17 protein-coding genes are annotated in these 20,576 nt (G+C 72.4%); 8 read left to right on the top strand and 9 right to left on the bottom strand.

Translation table 11 applies throughout. The annotated features are described in order from the left end of the window. Positions 1-16: 16 nt before the first annotated feature. Together AB0B29_RS34245 and AB0B29_RS34250 are read left to right on the top strand one after the other, a co-directional pair. A complete protein-coding gene (locus AB0B29_RS34245; RefSeq protein WP_362246044.1) occupies positions 17-979 on the top strand; it encodes a DMT family transporter in 963 nt (320 codons plus the stop codon). Positions 980-1,037: 58 nt separating this feature from the next. Beyond that, entirely contained in the window at positions 1,038-3,287 is a 2,250-nt protein-coding gene (locus tag AB0B29_RS34250; protein ID WP_362246046.1) for an MMPL family transporter, read from the top strand. Positions 3,288-3,299: 12 nt separating this feature from the next. Here the strand turns inward: AB0B29_RS34250 and AB0B29_RS34255 are convergent, their stop codons facing one another. The 4 genes from AB0B29_RS34255 to AB0B29_RS34270 form a co-directional block, all read right to left on the bottom strand. Continuing rightward, entirely contained in the window at positions 3,300-4,067 is a 768-nt protein-coding gene (locus tag AB0B29_RS34255; protein WP_362246048.1) for a sulfite exporter TauE/SafE family protein, read from the bottom strand. A gap of 185 nt (positions 4,068-4,252) precedes the next feature. Beyond that, positions 4,253-6,295: a DUF1996 domain-containing protein gene (locus AB0B29_RS34260; RefSeq protein WP_362246050.1), complete on the bottom strand. Its 2,043-nt coding sequence runs from the start codon at positions 6,293-6,295 to the stop codon at positions 4,253-4,255. 252 nt (positions 6,296-6,547) lie between these two features. Beyond that, on the bottom strand, positions 6,548-7,228 hold the full coding sequence (locus AB0B29_RS34265) for a lytic polysaccharide monooxygenase auxiliary activity family 9 protein (protein WP_362246052.1): 681 nt from the start codon (positions 7,226-7,228) through the stop codon (positions 6,548-6,550). A gap of 142 nt (positions 7,229-7,370) precedes the next feature. Then, on the bottom strand, positions 7,371-8,003 hold the full coding sequence (locus tag AB0B29_RS34270; RefSeq protein WP_362246054.1) for a GNAT family N-acetyltransferase: 633 nt from the start codon (positions 8,001-8,003) through the stop codon (positions 7,371-7,373). 98 nt (positions 8,004-8,101) lie between these two features. Between AB0B29_RS34270 and AB0B29_RS34275 the strand changes: the two genes are divergently transcribed. Next, positions 8,102-9,373 carry a YihY/virulence factor BrkB family protein gene (locus AB0B29_RS34275; RefSeq protein WP_362246056.1) on the top strand — a complete coding sequence of 424 codons (1,272 nt, stop codon included), beginning with the start codon at positions 8,102-8,104 and terminating at the stop codon, positions 9,371-9,373. 30 nt (positions 9,374-9,403) lie between these two features. Here the strand turns inward: AB0B29_RS34275 and AB0B29_RS34280 are convergent, their stop codons facing one another. The 3 genes from AB0B29_RS34280 to AB0B29_RS34290 form a co-directional block, all read right to left on the bottom strand. Next, positions 9,404-9,856 carry a flavodoxin family protein gene (locus tag AB0B29_RS34280; protein WP_362246058.1) on the bottom strand — a complete coding sequence of 151 codons (453 nt, stop codon included), beginning with the start codon at positions 9,854-9,856 and terminating at the stop codon, positions 9,404-9,406. Between the two features lie 213 nt (positions 9,857-10,069). Continuing rightward, the gene (locus AB0B29_RS34285; RefSeq protein WP_362246060.1) at positions 10,070-10,501 is read right to left on the bottom strand and encodes a DUF3618 domain-containing protein; all 432 of its coding nucleotides are present in this window, start codon (positions 10,499-10,501) and stop codon (positions 10,070-10,072) included. Continuing rightward, positions 10,498-10,941 (bottom strand): phage holin family protein, encoded by a 444-nt coding sequence (locus AB0B29_RS34290; RefSeq protein WP_362246062.1) that lies wholly within the window; start codon positions 10,939-10,941, stop codon positions 10,498-10,500. Before AB0B29_RS34290 ends, AB0B29_RS34285 begins: the two co-directional genes overlap by 4 nt. 148 nt (positions 10,942-11,089) lie before the next feature. Here AB0B29_RS34290 and AB0B29_RS34295 point away from each other — a divergent pair, with 148 nt between their 5' ends. Beyond that, on the top strand, positions 11,090-11,539 hold the full coding sequence (locus tag AB0B29_RS34295; RefSeq protein ID WP_362246064.1) for an SRPBCC family protein: 450 nt from the start codon (positions 11,090-11,092) through the stop codon (positions 11,537-11,539). Between the two features lie 58 nt (positions 11,540-11,597). Here AB0B29_RS34295 and AB0B29_RS34300 read toward each other — a convergent pair whose 3' ends face one another. Continuing rightward, positions 11,598-15,929, bottom strand: a complete 4,332-nt coding sequence (locus tag AB0B29_RS34300; RefSeq protein ID WP_362246066.1) for a cation-translocating P-type ATPase — start codon at positions 15,927-15,929, stop codon at positions 11,598-11,600. Positions 15,930-15,945: 16 nt separating this feature from the next. Beyond that, positions 15,946-16,494 (bottom strand): hypothetical protein, encoded by a 549-nt coding sequence (locus AB0B29_RS34305; RefSeq protein WP_362246068.1) that lies wholly within the window; start codon positions 16,492-16,494, stop codon positions 15,946-15,948. 259 nt (positions 16,495-16,753) lie between these two features. On the opposite strand from AB0B29_RS34305, the gene AB0B29_RS34310 reads away from it, so the two are divergent. From AB0B29_RS34310 to AB0B29_RS34325, 4 genes are all read left to right on the top strand, one after another. Further along, positions 16,754-17,431 (top strand): nucleotidyltransferase family protein, encoded by a 678-nt coding sequence (locus AB0B29_RS34310; RefSeq protein WP_053669472.1) that lies wholly within the window; start codon positions 16,754-16,756, stop codon positions 17,429-17,431. A gap of 10 nt (positions 17,432-17,441) precedes the next feature. Continuing rightward, positions 17,442-17,729 carry a BON domain-containing protein gene (locus AB0B29_RS34315; protein WP_362246070.1) on the top strand — a complete coding sequence of 96 codons (288 nt, stop codon included), beginning with the start codon at positions 17,442-17,444 and terminating at the stop codon, positions 17,727-17,729. Further along, a complete protein-coding gene (locus tag AB0B29_RS34320) occupies positions 17,726-18,490 on the top strand; it encodes a metallophosphoesterase family protein (protein ID WP_362246072.1) in 765 nt (254 codons plus the stop codon). Before AB0B29_RS34315 ends, AB0B29_RS34320 begins: the two co-directional genes overlap by 4 nt. Positions 18,491-18,862: 372 nt before the next feature. Further along, positions 18,863-20,527 carry an alkaline phosphatase D family protein gene (locus AB0B29_RS34325; protein ID WP_362246074.1) on the top strand — a complete coding sequence of 555 codons (1,665 nt, stop codon included), beginning with the start codon at positions 18,863-18,865 and terminating at the stop codon, positions 20,525-20,527. The last annotated feature ends 49 nt before the right edge of the window (positions 20,528-20,576 follow it).

Genomic DNA, 20,576 nt, shown 5'->3' on the forward strand with positions numbered 1-20,576 from the left:
GCCTAGCGTCACCCGCATGAACGCCACGACCACGCGCGGAGCCCTGCTCGCCGCGCTCGCCTGCGTCCTCGTCGGAGGGTCCTTCACGGCCAACAGCGTGCTGGGCGACTACCCGTACGCAGGCGGTCAGTTCCTGCGCTACGGGCTGGCCTGTCTGTTACTGCTCCCGGCGGCCGGGAGAGGTGCTGCCGACCGGCTGCGGGCCCTGACACCACGCCAGTGGGGGCGTCTCGCCCTGCTCGCGGCGGTCGGCATGGTCGGGTTCAACCTGGCCGTCATCGCCGCCGAGCGCACGGCCGAACCGGCGGTGCCCGGCGTGTTCGTGGGCTGCGCGCCGGTGGCCGTCGCCGTGATCGTGCCCCTGCTGGACCACCGCCGGCCGCAACGCACGGTGGTGTACGGGGCGTTGCTCGTGGCCGTCGGTGCCTTCACCGTCCAGGGCTGGGGGCGCACGGACGGCGTGGGCATCGCCTTCTCGGTGTGCGCCCTGGCCGGGGAGGCCGGGTTCGCCGTACTCGCGGTCCCCGTGCTGCGGCCGCTCGGGCCGCGGCTGCTGTCCGCCGTCGTGTGCGCCGTCGCCGCACTGGAGTCGGCGGCGATCGGGCTGATGGCCGACGGGGGCGGGTGGCTGCGGCGGCCCGACGGCGTCGAGACGGCCGCGCTGCTGTGGCAGGCGGTGGTGGTCACGGTGGTCGGCTTCGTGTGCTGGTACGTGGGCCTGCAACGGATCGGCGCGGAACGCGCCACCCTGTTCTCCGGCCTCATCCCGGTCGCGGCGGCCTGCACCGCACCGCTCGTGGGCACGGGCTCCTACGGGCTCCCCCAGGCGGCGGGGAGCGCGCTGGTGGGGCTCGCGGTGGCGCTCGGGTCGGGGGTGCTGGGGCGCGCGGGAGGCGAGCGCCTTGCCGGGGCGCGGGCCTTTCGGGGGAACAGGCGCCCGGAGTCCCGCGGTGTCTGCGTGCCTGAAACGCAGGAATGATCCCGCGTGCATCTAATGGACGGCATTGACCTCCCGGCCGACACAGGAGAAGACGTCCATGCCGCAGAGCCGCACCGGTGAAGGGGACCAGAAGGCCGCGCGCGGGGGTGTGCTGCGGCGGCTGGGCGAGTGGTGCGCACGCCACTTCGTCATCGTCATCATCGCCTGGCTGGTGGCACTGGTGGCGCTGCAGGTCGTCAGCCGTGAGTTCGGCGGCGAGTACTCCGACAACTTCAGCCTGCCCCAGGCGCAGGCCCAGAAGGGCCTGGACGTGCTGAAGGCGCACGATCCCCAGGCCGGCGGCTACAGCAGCCAGATCGTCATGCACGACGACCAGCAGCCCCTGACGGCGCTGAGCTCCCAGATGTCCACCACGGTCGCCGACCTGGAAAAGCTCCCGCACGTGCTGTCCGCCCAGAACCCGCTGTCCGCCCCGCCCACGCCGAGCGGTCAGAAGAACGTGGGGCCGTTGTCGGACGACAAGAAGACGGCCTACATCACCGTCCGCTTCAACGTGCAGCCCTCGACGCTCGGCGACGACTACCTCAACGGGGTCGACAGCGCCGTGCAGCCGTTGCGGTCGGCCGGGGCGGACGTCGAGTACGGCGGACCGCTCGGCGAGCTGGCCCGGCCGTCCGCCGACGACCGGGTGAGCGAGCTGATCGGTTTCGGCGTGGCGGTCGTCGTGCTGCTGGTCGGGTTCGGCAGCGTGATCGCCGCTGTCATCCCGCTGCTGAGTGCGCTGATCAGCGTCGTCGGTGGTCTCGCCATCCTCGGGCTGCTGGCGGCGGCCTTCACCTTCGCGACGGTCTCACCGACCCTGGCCACGATGATCGGCCTCGGTGTCGGCATCGACTACGCCCTGTTCATGCTCACCCGGCACCGGCAGAACCTCATCGACGGCATGGACCCGGTGCGGGCCGCGGGTCAGGCCGCGAGCACCAGCGGCCACGCCGTCCTCGTCTCGGGCTGCACGGTGATCATCGCGCTGGCCGGCCTGTCCGCGTCCGGGGTCTCCTTCATCTCCCTGCTCGGCCTGGCCGCCGCCGTCACCGTCGTCTCGGCCGTCGTCGGCGCGCTCACCCTGGTGCCGGCCCTGCTCGGCTTCGTCGGCCGCCACATCGACCGTTTCCACGTGCGCCGGCCCATCGCCGAGACCGAAGCCGGGGCGGGGGACACACCGCAGGGCACCTGGCACCGGTACGCGCAGCGGGTGGAGCGCAGACCGCTGTCGTTCCTGTCGGCGGGTGTCGCCGTGGTCGTGGTCCTCGCGATCCCGTTGTTCTCCATCCAGCTCGGGCACATCGGTGACGGTGCCGACCCGACGTCCTTCACCGACCGACGGGCGTTCGACCTGATGTCCGACGCCTTCGGGCCAGGCTCGAACGGCCCGCTCACGGTCGTCATCGACCAGACGAACGTGCCCCAGTCGCAGCGCTCCGACCTGGCCTCGAAGGCCCAGCAGTCGATCGACAAGGTCCAGGGCGCCGCCGTCGTCACTCCCTTGACGCCCACGCAGGACGGCGACATCCTGCTCGGCACGGTCTACTCGACCGTGTCCCCGCAGAACGCCACCACCACGGACCTGACCAACCGTCTCGTCGACGACACGCTGCCGGACGTCGTCCAGGGCACGGACGCGAAGGGATACGTCACCGGTACGACGGCCACCCAGGTCGACTTCCGTGACATCGTCGCCTCCCAGCTGCCCGTGATCATCGCCGTCGTGGTGGGTCTGGCGTTCCTGATCATCCTGGCCGTGTTCCGGGGGCTGCTCGTCGCCGTCAAGGCGGCCGTCCTGAACGTGCTGTCGATCGCCGCGTCGTACGGGGTGGTCGTCGCGGTCTTCCAGTGGGGCTGGGGCGGGCCCGCGCTCGGGGTGCACGGCAAGGTGCCCATCGAGAGCTACGTGCCGATGATGATGTTCGCCATCGTCTTCGGCCTCAGCATGGACTACGAGATCTTCCTGCTGTCCCGTGTCCACGAGGCCTGGCTCCGTACCGGGGACGCCAAGGGGTCGGTCGCACACGCCCTGGAGATCACGGCCCGGGTCATCACCTGCGCCGCGCTGATCATGGTGAGCGTGTTCGCGGCGTTCCTCCTCAGCGACAACATCGTGGTCAAGATGCTCGGGCTGGGGCTGGCCGTCAGCGTGCTCATCGACGCGACCGTGGTCCGGCTGCTCATGGTGCCCGCCGTCATGACGCTCCTCGGGCGGCACGCCTGGTGGATGCCACGGTGGCTGGACCGGGTGCTGCCGCACATCGACGCCGAGGGGTCGAAGACCGAGGCGCGTCCGGCTTCCTGACAGGGCCGGGGGTCAGTGGAGCACCAGGTGGACGAGGGCGACCGTGCCGACCGACACGATCAGCGTGCGCAGTACGGCGGGACTGAAGCGGCGTCCCGTTCTGGCACCGACGAGGCCGCCGAGCGCCGATCCGCCGGCGATGAGCAGGACGGCCGTCCAGTCGAAGTGGGCGAAGAACAGGAACAGCACGGCGGCGACGGTGTTGACGACGGCGGCCAGCACGTTCTTCACGGCGTTGAGCCGCTGGAGCGTCTCGTCGAGCAGCATGCCCATCAGGGAGACGTAGATGATGCCCTGCGCGGCGGAGAAGTAGCCGCCGTAGACGCTGGCCAGCGTCAGCCCGGCGAACAGCAGGGGTCCACCGTCGCGGCGCACGGGGCCGCTCCCGCTCTCGCGACGGTGGCGCACCCTCTTCGCGATCCAGGGCTGGCACGCGACCAGGACGAGGGCGAGGCCCACCAGGACCGGCACGATCCGTTCGAACGCCGACGCGGGAAGGGTCAACAGCGCTACGGCGCCCGTGAGGCCGCCCAGCACGGCACCGATGCCGAGCAGCAGGACGCGCCTGCCCTGGCCGCGCAGTTCCTCGCGGTAGCCGAGGGCCGCGGTGACGGAACCGGGGACCAGGCCCAGCCCGTTGGACACCGTGGCGGTGACCGGGGGCAGTCCGGCGGCCAGCAGAACCGGGAAGGTGATCAGCGTTCCTGAGCCGACGACGGCGTTGACGGCTCCGGCACCCGTGCCGGCGGCGAGCACGGCGGCCATCTCCCACGGCGTCACGCCGCCGCTCCGCCACTCGTGCCGTTCCCGGTGAGGTTCATGGGATCACGCTAGAGGGTGGATCCTTCGGCGTTGGTCGAAGGGTGCCGGTGTGCGGCCCCGGCCGGACACGCGGAACGGCGCCGGGATCCGGTGGGATCCCGCCGCCGTCACCGCTTCACGCCGGGACGTGATGTCGAGCCGCCTCACATGTGGCTGCGCCTCACCCGGCGGAGGACGACGAAGCCCGCGATGACCAGAACGGCACCCGCCGCGGCCGGCCAGAGCTGCGCTCCGGTGTCGGCCAGGCCGCCCTCGCCGACCGCCTGGGGCTCGGTACGGGACGGGGCCGACGGGGTCGGGGCGGCACTGGTCGCCGTGCCGACGGCCTGGGAGTCGCCGAGGCCGTCCTCGGCGTCGCCGTTCTCGGAACCGCCACCCTGCTCGGCGGCGTTGCCGGTGCCGGCGGAGGCCGTCGCCTTCACCTCCGGCCGGGCACCACCGGGAGCGGTGGACGCGTCGCCGGGCTCCGGCTCGGCGTCCGGCTTGTCCGCCGGGGGCTTCGCGGCCCCGCCCTTGCCGTCGTCGCCCTGGCCGGCAGGCTTGCCGCCGCCGTTGCCGTTCTGCGGGGCGTCGGGTGTCTTGGTCGGCTGCTCCTGCGGGGCCTCCGTCTTCGTCGGCTCCTCCTGAGGCTCCTCGGGGGTCTTTGTCGGCTCCTCCTGCGGGGCCTCCGTCTTTGTCGGCTCCTCCTGCGGGGCCTCCGTCTTCGTCGGCTCCTCCTGAGGCTCCTCGCTCGGTGCCGGCTTCTGCCCACCGTCCGCTCCGGCTCCGCACTCACGGCCGTCGTTGATGCAGTCGACCATCTCCCCCATCAGATCCTCGTCGAAGATGTTGATGAAGTCGCCGTGGTCCGTGACCGGCTTGTGCAGCTGCTCCGGGAAGGAGTCGACCGCGAACAGCGGTGTCGTGCGGCCGCCGTCCTGCAGACTCGGCGCGTCGACGTCGTAGACGATGCGCTGGACGAGCTGCGGGATGGGGCGGAAGCCGGACGGGCAGTTCCCGTCGGCGTCCGCGAACGCCACGTGCGTACGGTGGTTGGCGCTGTCGATGTTGCGACCGTCCCAGCAGCTCTGGAACTTGAAGGTCCGTACGACGTCGCTGCCCTGCGGGCACAGCGGGTACTTGTCCTTCAGCTGCCGGTCCTCGAAGCCGGTGCAGCTCCAGGAGGCGTTGGCGTTGGCGGGGCCGTTGACGAACGACTTGGCGTCGCCGGTGATGATGCGCAGCAGCCGCGGCATGGCCGTGACCTTCTCGCGCGGGTTGCCGACGAACGTCAGCGTGACCTGCTTCGGCGTCACGATCTCGCCGGCGTTGCCCTCGATGCCGCCGCCGGGCTTCTGCGCGTCCTGCTCCTGCGCGCCGTTCTGCAGACGCACGACGGGCCAGTAGTAGGAGGACTTGTCGCCCTGGTCGTCGCAGCTGGTCTCGGCCTTCGCCAGGTCCTGGTCGCTGGCGAAGGCGTTGTTGGACTGGTTGCCGACGTAGTCGTGGAAGTGGTGGGCGCCGTTGGTGACACCCGGCGCGGCGATGATGTTGTCCGAGTTGAACAGCCCGTTCTCGTTCACGCCGCAGCTGGTGGCGAAGGAGCCGCGGGACGCGCCGCCCTCCTGGCGCGGGTTGTTCACGTTGGGCTGGACGCTCTTGATGTCGGCGAAGTCGGCGGCGACGGGGCCGTTGCCCGCCTGTCCGCCGTTGGCGCCCTGGCCGTTCTGCTGCCCCTGGCCTGCCTGGCCCTGCTCCTGGCCGGGCTGCTCGGTCGCGCCGGCGTCCTTGCCCTCGCCCTGCGCGGGGGCCTGGTTGCCGTCCTGGAGGGTGCAGGCGGCGAGCGCGTCGAGCCCCTCGGGGCGGTCTCCCACGCGGTCGATGGCGATGGCGATGCGCTCGAGGGTCGCGGCCCGCTTCTCCTTCAGCGGGTTCACGACCGCACTGTCGGCGAAGCCGGGGTCCTGCTGCACCTGCTGGGCCGATTCGCTCAGCCGCTGGTAGGCCTTGGCGATCTGCTCGTCCAGCAGGGCGAGTTCCTTGTCGACCTCCCCCCGTGCCTGCTCGGGGACCGAGGTCAGCTTGCTGCCGACGTCCGGGCAGTCGATCGTGGCGCCCGCGGTACGGACCCCCGTGCCTGACCGCGTCCGGGCGGAGTCACCGTCCGAACCACCGTCCGTGGCCGAGGCGTAGACGTTCGCGGCCATCAGGCCGCCTCCGCCCAGGATCAGTGCGAATGCGGCGAAGGTCGCGCGTCGTGGGCCGGTAGGGCGTCTTCGCGTGTTGCGTCCCAAGGGTGCTCTCCTGCGCTTGTGGCGTGCCGGGCATGAAAATCCCCTCGTCCCGTACGTGCGGGAGCGCCGCTGTGTTCACCCGCCTCGAAAACTTTCGGAGAATTCTCATGAAGCCCGGACCCGCCAGGGCCCCGCCGGGCACGCCGTCCGGCGGGGCGGCGCAGGTCAGCGGAAGTTCACGTCACTGCACAGGAAGTAGGTCTGGTCCATGTGCGAGGCCTGCCAGATCGTGTACACGATGTGGCGGCCGCTGAGTCCCGAAGTGCTCACGGGGATCTCGTAGTTCTGGCTGGGCGCGTACCTGGCGGTGCGCTTGACGAGCTGGAGGTCGTTCCAGGTCAGCGGCTGGGTAGCGGGGTCGAATCCCTGCCGCGTGACGTACACCAGGAAGTAGTCGGCGCCGTGACTGGCCTGGTCGTACAGCTTCACCGTGAAGTTGCCGGTGATGTCCGTCGCCTTCCAGGCGCCGACCGCGTCGAGGGAGTTGTACCGGCCACCCTCGGTCCGGCCACCGCTGCACAGCTGGCCGTTGGGGACGACGGCCTGGAAGTTCCCGCCGGAGCCGTTGCGGTACAGGCCGTTCCAGTTCCACATGGCGTTGGCGTCGGCCCGCCACGCCTGCCAGCACATGGGGTCCTGCTGGGCCATCGCGGGGTTCAGGTGGTCGTTGCCCCAGCGCTGCCAGCAGCCGTAGTTGCGGGAGGCCGGGTCGACGACCGAGCCGTGGGCGACGGCGGTACCGCTCCACGGGATGAGGCTGAGCAGCGCGGCGACCAGCACGCCCAGGGCGAGCGTCAGGCGGGACCTGAACCGAGCCGTCCGTAAGTCATGACCATGACAATTCATGATCTCCTCTTTCGGGTGTGGGGGTGTCGTGCGTTTCCGTCTCACTTTCGATCATGTTTCGAAATGGGAGCGCTCCCACTCGCACAGAGTGCGCCTGGTGGTCACGGATCGGCAATGCGGGTTTGCGCCACTTCCGTATCGGTCAGAGCCGGTCGAGCGCCTGGGTGGTGCGCCCGAGGAAGACGGCCTCACCGGGCTCGGGGACATCGATCACCTCGAAGCCCATGCGGTCGTAGAAGGCACCGGCCCGGGTGTTGGCCTTCGACATCGCCAGGTGGACGGCCGGGACCCCCTTGTCCTGCAGCGCGTGCAGGAAGGTCCGCATCAGGCGGCGCCCGTGACCGCGCCCCTGCCAGGCGGGCAACAGGTCGATGTGCAGATGGGCGGGGTGGCCGGCCAGCTCGGGCAGCACCATCCGTTCGGGGTGGTGCAGCATGCCCGCCATCGCCTCGTCCGGTGTGCGCGGCGGGCCGGGCGGTGCCGGGTACCGGTCGGCCACCAGGGGCAGCCACCTGGTCCGGAAAGCGGCGGCGAAGCGAGGGGTGTCGGCCGCACCGAGGATGTAGCCGACCGCCCCTCCCCGCCCGTCGTCCAGCACGAAGGCCAGATCCGGCTCCAGACGGACGTAGGGAGTCGCGAAGGTCGCCGGGAAGATGCCCGGATCCGCGTAGTGGGGGCGGCTGTCCTCGCCGTGGTGGGCGGTGCGGACGCAGATGTCCTCCAGGGCCGGACGATCCCCGGGGCGGTAGGGGCGGATGGCGGGTGAGGCGGTCATGTCGGCATCGTGCCCGCATGGGGAGCGCTCCCTCAAGTGGGCGCGGACCGGTTTGCCGTGCGCGGCTTAAGGGTCCGGCCCGGGGTTACCCGTCTCACATGGTGAAGCTGCATATTCCGGGACGAAAAGAACACTCCGAGTCCGAGGCCCCGCCCCCGGAGAGCCCGCCCGGGGGATCCGAGGCGGATCGCCGGGAGACGTTCGGGGCGGGCCGTGGTGAGGCTGTCGAGGCGGGCCGTGGGGAGTCTTCCGAGGCGGACCGCCGGGAAACCATCGAGTCCGGCCGCAGGGAGGAGACCGCCCGAGCGGACCACGGGGAGGCTGCGCAAGCGGACCGGGACGGTTCCGGCCGGGAGCGCCGGGAAACCGCCGCCGCCGCTTTCGACGAACCGGGGCCGGATCCCTCGGTGGAGCGCGCCGCGCCGGACTCGCCGACCGAGTTGCCCCGGAAGTCGTGGGTCGCGGTGCTCAAGGGCAGTGTGCGGGAGTTCAAGGACGACGAGCTCACCGACCGCGCCGCCGCGCTGACCTACTACGGTGTGCTGGCCCTGTTCCCCGCCCTGCTGGTGCTGGTGTCGATGCTGGGCCTCACCGGCCGCTCGACCACCGACAAGGTGACCGAGAACGTCCGCGAGCTCGTCCCCGGCTCCGCGGGCGACATCATCACCAGGGCCGTCGACCAGTTGCAGGGCAACGCCGGCATCGGCTCTCTGATGGCGATCGTCGGTCTGGTGCTGGCCGTGTGGTCGGCGTCCGGCTATGTCGGGGCGTTCATCCGCTCCGCCAACGCCGTGTACGACATGCCCGAGGGCCGGCCCGTGTGGAAGCTGCTGCCGATGAGGGTGGGCGTGACGGTCGTGCTGCTGATCATGGCCGTCATCAGCGCGCTGATCGTGGTGTTCTCGGGCGGGGTGGCCCAGCAGGCAGGAGACCTGCTGGGCGTCGGCGACACCGCACTGACGGTGTGGTCGATCGCCAAGTGGCCGGTCCTGGTCCTGTTGGTCGTGAGCATGATCGCGATCCTGTACTGGGCGGCCCCGAACGCCAAGGTGAAGGGGTTCCGCTGGATCACGCCCGGCAGTCTGCTGGCCCTGCTGATCTGGATGGTCGCCTCCGCCGGCTTCGCCGTCTACGTGGCCAACTTCGCCTCCTACAACAAGACCTACGGCACGATGGCCGGTGTCATCGTCTTCCTCGTCTGGCTGTGGATCACCAACCTGGCGATCCTGCTGGGTCTGGAGTTCGACGCGGAGACGGTGCGCCAGCGGGCCATCGCCGGCGGGCATCCGCCCGAGGCCGAGCCGTACACCCAGCCGCGGGACACCCGGGCGTGGGACGAGCAGGACCGGCGCCGGATGGAGGAGGCCTGACGGCGCGAGAGGCCTGACGGTGCGAGAGGCTCAGCCCATGAGACCGGCGGCCACCGTCGCGCCCAGCTCCCAGCACCGCTCGAGGTCGCCCTTGTCCGGCTCGCCGGTCACGGTCACGGCCTCGGCGGTGCGGCGCCAGCCGAGACCCGTCGTGACCGACTCGATGCCGCGTACCGCTCCGGTGACGTCGTTGCCGCCGTGCACCCAGTAGCCGAAGGGACGGCCGCGGGTGGCGTCCAGGCACGGGTAGTAGACCTGGTCGAAGAAGTGCTTGAGCGCTCCGGACATGTAGCCGAGGTTCGCGGGAGTGCCGAGGAGGAAGCCGTCGGCGGCGAGGACGTCGGAGGCGGTGGCGGCCAGCGCGGGCACGCGGACGACGCGGACGTTCTGGATCTCGGGATCCGTCGCCCCGGAGACGACGGCCTCGAACATCGCCTGGCAGTTCGGCGAGGGCGTGTGATGGACGATCAGCAAGGTGGCCACGGCACCTGACCTTGCCGTCCGGGCACCTGTCACGCAAGCCCGGGCCCGTCACCTCTCGCGGTGACGTCGCGCTAGCCCGGGCCCGTCACCTCTCGCGGTGACGTCGCGCAAGCACCGCGCAAGCCAGGGCCCCGTCACCTCGCGCGGTGACGGGGCCCGGGTGTCGCTGTCACTCAGCAGTTGCCGCGACGGTGCGTCCGCAGGCAGACCGATTCAGCGGTTTCCGCGGCGGCGGATCAGCAGGCAGGCCACCACGACGGCACCCGCGCCCGCGAGCAGGGCGGCCCGGTGGTCGCGCACCGACTGCGGGGCCTTGTCCTGCCAGACCTGCTCGGCCTGTGCGGCTTTCTCCTTGGCGCCCTCAGCGGCGGCGGCGCCCTTCTCCTTGACCGGCTCGGGCAGCTTCTCCTCCACGGTGTGGAAGACGTGCGCGGCCTTGGCCCTGGCCTGCCCGCTCCACTCCTGGGCCTTCGCCCCGGCCTGTTCCCTGACCGCGACGGCCTTCTCGCGGGCGCGTGTCCTGACGTCGGCCCGGTCCGCCAGGGCCTGGACGGTGCCGCCCAGTTCGTGGCGGGTGTGCTCGACCTGCTCGCGCAGCTCCTGCCGGCTGCGGGCGGTCGGCTCGTCGTGCGGGGGCTGGGTCATCGCTGTGCACTCTCCTTGATCTCGGCCACGTCGGCCTTCACGCTGTCGATGGTCTGCTGCGGGGCGGGCGGGGCGGCGCTGCGCACCTGTTTGCGGCCGGCCAGCGCGGTCAGGCCCGTGGCGACCGCCAGGACGCCCGTGACGATCAGCGCCGCCGCCCACACCGGCAGCGGGACGGCCAGGGCGGCGATCGCCGTGGCGGCCAAGGCCTGGAGGGTGACGAAGCCGAGTACGCCGGCTCCGCCGAACAGGCCTCCGCCCTTGCCGAAGCGTTTGCCCTTCTCGGTCATCTCCGCCCGGGCGAGGCGCATTTCGCCGCGCACCAGGTCGGTCAGCTGCTCTGTGGCCCGTTCCACCAGCTCGCCCACCGGCTCCTGCCCGGCTTCCGGCACGCTCCCCGTGCGGGGAGCGGCGGGGGCCGTGCGGTGCGTGTCCGCCATGACGATCACCTCCCGTTCCGCAGTTCCTGGCCGGGTACCAGCCAGGACGGAAAGAACACCTGGTCGGACAACTTGTGATGACGAGGAGTGAGCGGCGCGAGATCTGGTACCCGTCCGTCGCTCACACACGAGAGAGGGAGGTTTCGCCTTGTCGCAGGTAGAGGAATCCATCGAGGTCCGCGTGCCGGTGCACACCGCGTACAACCAGTGGACGCAGTTCGAGTCCTTCCCTGAGTTCATGGACGGCGTCGAGCGCATCGAGCAGCGCACCGACACCCTCACGCACTGGGTGACGAAGGTCGGCGGACAGGCGCGGGAGTTCGACGCGGAGATCACCGAGCAGGTCCCGGACGAGCGGGTCGCCTGGACCACCGTGGGCGGCGAGGCGCGGCAGGCCGGTGTGGTGACGTTCCACCGCATCCAGGACGACACGACCAAGGTCATGCTGCAGATGGACTTCGACCCCAGTGGCGTGGCCGAGAACGTCGGCGACAAGCTGGGCTTCGTGAAGCGGCAGGTCTCCGGTGATCTGAAGCGGTTCAAGCAGTTCATGGAGGCTCGGGGCGCGGAGACCGGCGCCTGGCGCGGCGAGGTCTGACCGCATGTGAGGAGGCCGCCACCACAGCTCGTGGTGGCGGCCTCTTTCGTGTTCTGCGCTACGACGCCACCGGGGCGGCGATCCCGCTCTGGAAGAGCTGCCGGGCCTGGCGGCTCAGGTCGTTGAGACGCAGGGCGAGGTGCGCCGCGGCGTCGTAGAGGGTGTGGACGGCCCCAAGCCGTTCGAGACGGGGGGCCAGGGCCGACAGGGCGATGGCCAGGGCGACTCCGGTCCAGGCCACGGGCCCGAGTGGGGTGCAGCCGAAGAAGTGGCTGACCCCGGGGGTCTGGACGAGGGCGGCGAGGACGGCTGCGGAGCCGAGGGCCGTGACCCACACCAGCGTGCTGTGGCGGCGTCCGGAGAGGGTCTGCACGAGCTGGGCACCGACCACACCGCACAGGGCCATGGTGGTGGACCGGCGTTCGGTGCCGGGGGTGAGGCGGCCGATGAGGTACGCCGCGACCGCGCCGAAGCAGGTGGTGATGCCGCGGCGGCGGATGGAGCGCAGCAGGGGCGCGCCGAGGACGTCGAGGCCCATCGGGCCGGTCGCGGCGTGCTCCGCGGTCGAGGGGTCACTGCTCGGCGTAACGGCCACGGCCATGGCCGGGAACATGTCGGTGAGCAGGTTGACCAGCAGCAGCTGACGGGTCGACAGGGGTGAGGCGCCGGCGAGCAGGGTGCCCAGGACGCTGAAGCCGACCTCGCCGGCGTTGCCGCCGATGAGGATGCTCACCGCGTCGGCGACGCTGCGCCACAGGGCGCGGCCCTCGGTGACCGCGTCCACGAGAACGGACAGGTCGCCGGTGGTGAGCACGAGGTCGGCGGCGTTGCGGGCGGCCGCCGAGCCGCGCGACTCGACGCCGACGCCGACGTCGGCCGCGCGGATGGCGGCGGCGTCGTTGGCGCCGTCACCGGCCATCGCCACGACCCGCCCGGCCTGTTGCAGGGCCTCCACGACGTGCAGCTTCTGCTCGGGTGCGACCCGGGCGATGACGCCGGCGCCCCGCAGGACCCGGACGCGTTCGCGGCGTTGCATGGCGACGAGTTCGTCCCCGGTCACCGCCTCCGTCTCCTCCGGCCAGCCCAGTTGCAGCGCGATGGCGCGGGCGGTCTCCGGGTGGTCGCCGGTGAGCATGACGGGCAGGATGCCGGAGCGGCGCAGTTCCGCGAGCAGGGCGTGCGAGGTGTCGCGCGGGACGTCGGCGAGGGCGACGAAACCGCTGAACTCCAGGTCCCCGAGCGGCGCGTCGAGTTCGGCCTCGGCGTCGTCGGCCCGGCAGGCTCGGCGGGCGACGGCGAGGACGCGCAGTCCCTGCCCGGCGAGCTCGTGGGCGGTGTCCGAGGCGTGGCCGGGCAGGTCCCGGCAGGCGGGCAGGATCGTCTCGGGGGCGCCCTTGACGACGAGGAGTTCGCCCATGTCGGGGTCGCCGTCGCGACCGACGGCGGCGGCGTAGCCCCGGCGGGTCTCGAAGGGCAGCTCGCCGGTGGGGGCCCAGCCCTGGTCGGGCGGGGCCACGTCGAGGACGGCCTCGTCGGTGGCGTGTGCGACGCGGCGGCCCTGCCCCGTCTCCTCCTGCGGGCAGGCGCGCGCGGCCAGCCGCACGATCGGATCGGCCTGCTCCTCGTCCGTGGCGAGGACGGTGCCGTCGGCGGTGGCGACACGGACCAGGCGCAGCTTGTTCTCGGTGAGGGTGCCGGTTTTGTCGAAGCAGACGGTGTCGACCCGGCCGAGCGCCTCCAGGGTGCGCGGGGTGCGGACCAGAACGCCGCGGCGGGAGAGCCGGCGGGCCGCCGCCATCTGCGCGACGGTGGCGACGAGCGGCAGGCCTTCGGGGACGGCTGCCACGGCGACCGCGACGCCGCCGCTGACGGCGCGCCGGACGGGGCTGCCGCGCAGCAGGGACAGGCCGGTCACGGCGGCGCCGCCGGTGAAGGTCACGGGCAGGGCCTTGCGGGTGAGTTCCTGGAGCCGGGCCTGGACGCCGGCGGGGGGCGGAGTACGGGCGGCGAGGGTGACGGCCCGGCCGGCCTCCGTCTGCTCGCCGGTGTCGACGACGAGGGCGGTGGCCCGCCCGGCCACCACCGTGGTGCCCTCGAAGACCATGCAGGTGCGCTGGGCCACGGGGAGCCCGGGCGTGGCCTCGACCGCCTTGCTCACGGGCAGGGACTCGCCGGTGAGCGCCGACTCGTCGACCTCCAGGCCGTCGACGTCCAGCAGCCGGGCGTCGGCGGGTACGACGTCGCCGGCGTCGAGGCTGATCTCGTCGCCGGGCCGCAGCCGGGCGGCGTCGACGGTGACCGTGCGGTGGCGGCTGTCCTGCTTGCGGGCCTTGGGCTGCTGCCGGGCGGCGAGCCGGGCCAGGGCCTGTTCGGCGCGCAGCCGCTGGAGCCCGCCGGTCACGGCGTTGAGGTCCATGGCGCCGACGACGAGCAGCGCGTCGACGACCGAGCCGAGCAGCGCCGAGGCGACGGCGCCCGTGGCGAGGACGGGGGTCAGCGGGTCGTCGAGTTCGCGGCGTACGGCACCGGCCGCCTGCCACGTCCAGCGGGCGGGGGTGAGGGCCGGGTGCCGGGTCATGCGGGCGGCCTGCTGCTTCGAGCGGTCGGCGAGCAGGGCCAGTCCGCGGGGCTCACCGTCGCGGTCGGTGCGCCCCAGCCGGTCCCGGGCCTCGTGAGGTTCCAGGGCGTGCCAGGGGATGTGCAGCCGGGGCGGGGGCGGAGTGGCCCGGGCGACGCGGACGGCTTCGAACCAGCCGGTGCTCAGGGCGCCCGCGGCGGCGATGTTGACGGGGGCGTGCCGGGTGAGGGGCCACAGGAGGCGGCGGCCCGGGGGCCGGCCGCCGCGCGCGACCAGGAGCCCGGACAGGGCCGCGCCGGCGCGGGCCAGGGTCTGCGACCGGCGCCCGACGCGCCGGGCCGCGGGAATCGCCGTGAGCAGCCGCCAGACATCGGCGAGGCCTCTGGGGGCCAGCACGTCGACGCCCCAGGAGACGGCTGACCGTCCGTCGGTGAGGGCGATGGCCACGTCACCGGCGGGAAGGCCGGCCGCGAGGTGCCCCTGGCCGGACTCGTGGAGGCGGGCGACGGTCACGACCACGCGCCCCTCGGCCTGCAGGGCCCGTACGACGTCCCCGAACGGCTTGGCGCTCGGGGCGACCTCGTCGGCGAGCCGGGTGATGTCCTTCAGGTCCGAGCCGCCCGCGATCACGACGTGCAGTCCGGCCCGGCGGGCGGCGTCCAGGACGGCCTCGGCGAAGGGGTGGACCGGGTCGTCGGGCAGGCCGTCGTCGGTGCTGTCCTGGGGCAGGCTGCGCAGGGCGTCGGCGTGCAGGACGAGGGCGTCGGCGATCTCCAGCTGCCGCAGGCGCTCTCCGTTGCGCAGCAGGATCCCGGCGTGCGCGAGGAAGGTGCCGAGGGTCGCGCCGAAGGCGGCGGGTCCGTAGCGGGCCGCCTTGGGGGACCCGGCGAGGACGGCTTCGGCGGCGTCCCTGGCGCTGTGCGTGACGAGGAGGGTGGCGGCGGCGCCGGCGATGCTGCCCGTGCTGGCGTGGGAGGCGTACGCGGCGGCGGGGGTGACCTTGAGCGGCGGCCGGGCGTCCGCGGGGCAGGACACGCTGGTGCGCCGGTGGTGGCAGACGTCGTCGTGCAGTGTCTCGAAGGCGGCGGCCCTGGCCACGGACTCCGTGAGCTGATTGCCGCGCAGGATGCCGTCGAGAACGAGGGCCAGCGGGGTCTGGCCGATGCCGTGGGCGGCGGCGTTGGCGGCGGCGAGGACGAGTTCCATGCCGGATGTGCCGAACCGCTGCCGGAGCAGGGCCCGGAAGCGGGGGTTCTCGCGCAGCAGCGTGACGGTGGCGGTGACGACGCGCGAGGTGGGCGGCAGCCGCAGGGACCGGCCGGCCAGGGCACCGGCCGCGCCGGCGGCGTCCAGCAGGATCGCGGCTGCGGTGACGCGTACCTCGGCGGGGTCGCCGGGGTGGCTGGTGTCCCGGATGTTCGGGTCGACGCCCTCGGCGAGGCCCATGCGGGTGGCGAGGGCGGTGGCCCGTTCGGTGACGCGGTCGGTTGCGGCGTCCTCGGCGACGGTGACCACCAGGCGGCCCAGTCCCCCGTCCCAGTACGCCGACAGGACGTCCGGGTGCTCGACGAGTTCCCGGGCGACTTTGCGGGCGAGCGCTCCGGGATCGCCGTCGGAGTGCCGCAGCGCGAGGTGGAGGCGCTGCCCGGCCTTCCAGTGCTGTCCGCCGGTCAGGGCGTTGCGCGCGACGTTGCGGACGCGGCGGGTGGTGTCGTAGACGGACGTCACCGACTGGGCGGTGCTGCGGGCGGCGCCTGCGGCCGCGCCGGCCACGGCCCCGACGAGCGGGGTGACGTCGAAGCGTGTGAGCATCTGCTGCTGTCCCGACTCAGGGGCGGCTGTGGTGTGCGTGCCCGTGCGACTGCTCGTCGTCGTGGTGCGCGGTGGCCTCGGCGACCTGCTTCAGCGCGGAGGCGGTGGCGGTGTCGCCGACCTTGGCGGGCTGTTCGTGGACGTGCTGTTCCGGCCGGTCGTACCGGTAGTGGGAGGCGGCGAGCCGGCCGCCGGGGCCGTACGCGGAGGTGTCCTCGTCGTCCCCGCCGGCCCGGGCGGAGCGGTGGTCGCCGCTGCTGCCGGTCTGCGTACCGGCGTTCGGTGACGCGCCGTCGGGCCGGTGCTCGGGCCGCGGGCGGGTCAGCCAGGCGACGGCTGCTCCGGTCACCGCCACCGGCCACTCCACGAGTCCGGTCACGCCGAGCACCCCGGCGCCGGCGTAGACGGCCATCCGGCGGCCGCGCGGCGAGACGGCGCCGATCCTGTCCAGCGCGCCCGTGGTCGCCCTGCCCACCTGCTCGGCGCCCGGGAGGTGCCGGAGGCCCGAGGCCACGACCCGCAACGGCTGCGGAAGATCCGACGAACGTGACGTCTCCTGGTTCATGTCGACCTCCACAAGCGCGTTGTTCGGCGGCGTGATCCGGTTTCCCAGCCTTTTGCCCCATATTCCGCCTTTAGCGGTTTATGCGCTTGTCTTGTTCGGCCGGGGTGTCCGGATCCTGCGCGGCGGCGGGCCGGGGGAAGGCGCGTGGAAGCCGTCCGTGTCGGGCCGGGAGCGCCGGGTACTCAATGCAGGCACGCAGGCCGTCTCGGGTCCGGACACCGCACGGGAGCGGAGTGTCCGGTTCGGCGAAGGAGTGGTCATGACGCAGAACGGTGATGACGCGACGCTCGTCCGGCGACCGGGGATCCCCGACCTCCGGACGGCACCGAACGGTGCCGAGCCCGCGCCACCACAGGATCCGCAGGCGGACCAGCCGCTGCAGGAACTGCCCCAGGACCGCAACCAGGCCCTCCTGGAGGCGGCCAAACAGGTCGGCGCGCTGCTGAAACGCGAGGGGCATCTGTTCGCGCTGGCCGGGAGTGTGGCCGCGTACGCCCACGGCGGCGAGAAGAACCTGCAGCACGACGTCGACTTCGCGATCCGCCCCGAGGACGCGGAAGCGGTGGCGGCCACGCTTCACGAGGCGGGGCTGACAGTGTACACCCCGCCGGAGGACTGGCTGATCAAGGCCACGTGCTTCGGCCAGCCGGTCGACATCATCTTCGAGCTGGCACACCGGCCGGTCGGCGCCGACATGCTGGAGCGGGCGCAGGAGCTGTCGGTCGACTCGGTGCGCATGCCCGTGCTGGCCCCGACCGATCTGCTGTGGAGTCTGACCGCCGCGTTCTCGGAGCACCACTGCGACTTCGGGGCGGCCCTGCCCATCGCTCGCGCCCTGCGGGAGAAGGTCGACTGGGAGAAGGTCCGGCGCGAGTGCGGGGACGAACCCATGCCCGCGGCCTTCTTCTTCCTCCTGGAGCGCCTGAACGTCATCTGAAGGAGCACCCATGAGCACCCACGGTTCCCAGGACGCGGGCGGCGGGCCGCCCGCCGAGAACCTGGACTACCGCATCGCCCACCTCCAGGACCGCCTCGCCTCCGGCGATCTCGGTGAACTGGGCGTACGGGTCGAGGCCCGCGGCCGGACGGTGCTGCTCACCGGCACCGTGCCCTCCGCGCCCTGCCGCGACGAGATCGTGCGCACCGTCCACGAGGAGCTCGCCGGATTCCCCGTGCACAGCGACCTCGTGGTCACCGAGGCGTCCTCCCCCGACCACGCGGAGGAGCTCTCATGATCCGCGTCGCAGCCGTCGGAGACATCCACATGGGGCCTGACAGCCAGGGCGTGCTCCGCCCCGCCTTCGAGACCCTGCCCGAGTGCGCCGACCTCCTGCTGCTGGCCGGGGACCTGACCCGGCACGGCACGCCCGAGGAGATGCGGGTGGTCGCCCGGGAGGTCCAGGACCTGGCCGTTCCGGTCGTCGCGGTCCTCGGCAACCACGACCACCACGACGATCGTCCGGACGAGGTCACGGCCATCCTCCAGGACGCCGGGGTCCATGTCCTGGAGGGACGGGCGACGGTCGTGGAGAGCGGCGGGGCGCGGATCGGCGTCGCCGGGACCAAGGGGTTCGGGGGCGGTTTCGTCGGCCGCTGCGCCGGGGAGTTCGGCGAGCCGGTCATGAAGGAGTTCGTCCGGTACTCCCGGCGGAGCGCCGACGGGCTGCGGAGCGCGCTGGAGCAACTGGCCGAGGACGGCTGTGACGCGCGGATCGCCCTGACCCACTACTCCCCCGTGGCGGACACCCTCGCGGGCGAGCCGCTGGAGATCTACCCGTTCCTGGGGAGTTACCTGCTGGCCGAGGCGATCGACACCGCCGGCGCCGACCTCGCGGTGCACGGGCACGCCCACGCAGGTACGGAACACGGCATGACGAGCGGCGGAGTGCGGGTGCGCAACGTCGCCCAGCCGGTCATCGGACGGGCCTTCCACGTCTACCACCTGCCGACGCGCGAGCCCGCCGCGACCGGCGCCGCCGCCCGGCAGGCCGGCTGAGCACCTGGCCGGTGAGGGGCCGGTGCAGCAGCTGGTTCGGGCCGGGAGCGGCTCAACGGTCGCTCCCGGCCCGTAGGCGGAGGTGATCCGCGACCGCAGCAAACGCCTTCGCTTGATCCCTCCGTGCGCCCCGGGCCGATCGCCCCGCTTGCCGCTCTCGTGCCGCCCGCGTATCGCCGGGCGGCACTTTTGTCGCCCACCGCCCTCGTGCACCGCCCCGGCCGGTGTACCGCCTGTGGTGTGAACCCCCCGCACGTCGTGCCCGTTCAAGGCATTTTGTCTGCTTAGCATGCGAGCTCCGCGCTCCGCACGCCGACGATGTCCCCCTGCATCCGCACGGGAGCGCGACCGCCCCGTACGAGAGGACACCAGATGGCGCTGACGGGCCGTCGAAGAGCACCGTCCGAGCATGCTTTCTCCCCGCACGACGACGTGCTGCGCATCGCCGCACCGCACGTCGCCCGCCGCCGGTTCCTGACGGTCACCGCGGCGGCGGCGATGCTCGCCTTCGCCACCAACCGGCCGGCTCGCGGTGCCGCCGCCGCTCCCGAACTCGACGCCGCCCGGGTGTCCGACGACCCGTTCACCCTGGGTGTGGCCTCCGGCGACCCGCTGCCCGACTCGGTACTGATCTGGACCCGGCTGGCCCCCGAGCCGTTCGCCGAGGACGGCGGCCTGGGTCAGGAGCGGGTCGTCGTCTCCTGGGAAGTCGCCCTGGACGAGTGGTTCGCGATCGTCGCGCAGGAGGGCACCGCCACGGCCCATCCCGAGTACGCCCACAGTGTGCACGTCGACGTCAAGGGCCTGACGCCGGACAGCCACTACTACTACCGGTTCCGTGTGGGCAGCTGGATCAGCCCCACCGGCCGGACCCGTACCGCGCCGGCCGCGGGCACGGACACCGCGGCCATGCGTCTGGCCGCCGTGGCCTGCCAGGCCTACCAGGACGGCTACTACACGGCCTTTCGCCATCTGGCGCAGGAGGACGTCGACGTGGTGTTCCACCTCGGCGACTACCTGTACGAGTACCCGGTCGACTCCGTCGGCGGGGCCCGTCGCTACACCGACCGCAAACTGCCCGACGTGTTCAACCGTGAGACGACCACCCTGGCGGACTACCGGCTGCGCTACGCGCTCTACAAGAGCGACCCGGACCTGATCGCCGCGCACGCCCGGCACCCGTTCCTCGTCACCTGGGACGACCACGAGACGGAGAACAACTACGCGGGCGGCCTCGACGAGAACGGCAGCCCTCAGGAGCAGTTCCTGGTGCGGCGTGCCGCCGCCTACCGGGCCTACTGGGAGAACCAGCCGCTGCGTGCCGAGCAGCTGCCGCAGGGCCCCGACGCCCGGCTGTACCGCCGGCTGACCTGGGGGTCGCTCGCCCAGTTCGACATCCTCGACACCCGCCAGTACCGCTCCGACCAGGCCTACGCCGACCGGCCGCACGCGCCGGGCAGCGAGTCGGACGATCCCGCCCGCACGCTCACGGGCGCCGCGCAGGAGCGCTGGCTCCTGGACGGCTGGCGCGACTCCGGCGCGCTGTGGAACGTGATGCCCCAACAGGTGTGCTTCTCCCAGCGCAAGTTCGACCTGACCGAGCCGGCCCGGGTCTCCATGGACGCCTGGGACGGCTACCGGGCCTCCCGCGACCGGGTCGTGGCGGGCGCGAAAGCCGCCGGCATCGACAACTGGATGGTCCTCACGGGCGATGTCCACGTCGGCTACGCCTTCGACATCAAGGACGACTTCGACGACCCGCAGTCCAGGACGCTGGGCACGGAGTTGACCTGCACCTCCATCGCCAGCGGCGGGAACGGCACCAGCAAGCCCGACAACTGGGACACGTTCATGAAGGCCAACCCCCACATGAAGTACTACGACGGCCGGCGCGGCTACGTCCGGGTCGAGCTGGGCCGCGAGAACGCCCAGGCCGACTTCCGGACCGTCTCGGCCATCAACACGCCCGGGGGCACCATCTCGACGACCGCGTCCTTCGTCACGGAGGTGGGTTCGCCCGGCCTGAAGTCCATGTGACACGCCGGGCGTCCGCAGTACTGCGCATGGCGCCCTTCCCCGCGCCGCA

Origin of the sequence: Streptomyces tibetensis (assembly GCF_040647715.1) — a bacterium.
In the GTDB taxonomy this organism is placed as follows: Bacteria; Actinomycetota; Actinomycetes; order Streptomycetales; family Streptomycetaceae; genus Streptomyces; species Streptomyces tibetensis_A.

Coding starts and splice junctions, on each gene's coding strand:
- AB0B29_RS34245 (WP_362246044.1), top strand. CDS start 17: ATGAACGCCACGACCACGCGCGGAGCCCTGCTCGCCGCGCTCGCCTGC.
- AB0B29_RS34250 (WP_362246046.1), top strand. CDS start 1,038: ATGCCGCAGAGCCGCACCGGTGAAGGGGACCAGAAGGCCGCGCGCGGG.
- AB0B29_RS34260 (WP_362246050.1), bottom strand. CDS start 6,295: ATGGCCGCGAACGTCTACGCCTCGGCCACGGACGGTGGTTCGGACGGT.
- AB0B29_RS34265 (WP_362246052.1), bottom strand. CDS start 7,228: ATGAATTGTCATGGTCATGACTTACGGACGGCTCGGTTCAGGTCCCGC.
- AB0B29_RS34270 (WP_362246054.1), bottom strand. CDS start 8,003: ATGACCGCCTCACCCGCCATCCGCCCCTACCGCCCCGGGGATCGTCCG.
- AB0B29_RS34275 (WP_362246056.1), top strand. CDS start 8,102: ATGGTGAAGCTGCATATTCCGGGACGAAAAGAACACTCCGAGTCCGAG.
- AB0B29_RS34285 (WP_362246060.1), bottom strand. CDS start 10,501: ATGACCCAGCCCCCGCACGACGAGCCGACCGCCCGCAGCCGGCAGGAG.
- AB0B29_RS34290 (WP_362246062.1), bottom strand. CDS start 10,941: ATGGCGGACACGCACCGCACGGCCCCCGCCGCTCCCCGCACGGGGAGC.
- AB0B29_RS34300 (WP_362246066.1), bottom strand. CDS start 15,929: ATGCTCACACGCTTCGACGTCACCCCGCTCGTCGGGGCCGTGGCCGGC.
- AB0B29_RS34305 (WP_362246068.1), bottom strand. CDS start 16,494: ATGAACCAGGAGACGTCACGTTCGTCGGATCTTCCGCAGCCGTTGCGG.
- AB0B29_RS34310 (WP_053669472.1), top strand. CDS start 16,754: ATGACGCAGAACGGTGATGACGCGACGCTCGTCCGGCGACCGGGGATC.
- AB0B29_RS34315 (WP_362246070.1), top strand. CDS start 17,442: ATGAGCACCCACGGTTCCCAGGACGCGGGCGGCGGGCCGCCCGCCGAG.
- AB0B29_RS34320 (WP_362246072.1), top strand. CDS start 17,726: ATGATCCGCGTCGCAGCCGTCGGAGACATCCACATGGGGCCTGACAGC.
- AB0B29_RS34325 (WP_362246074.1), top strand. CDS start 18,863: ATGGCGCTGACGGGCCGTCGAAGAGCACCGTCCGAGCATGCTTTCTCC.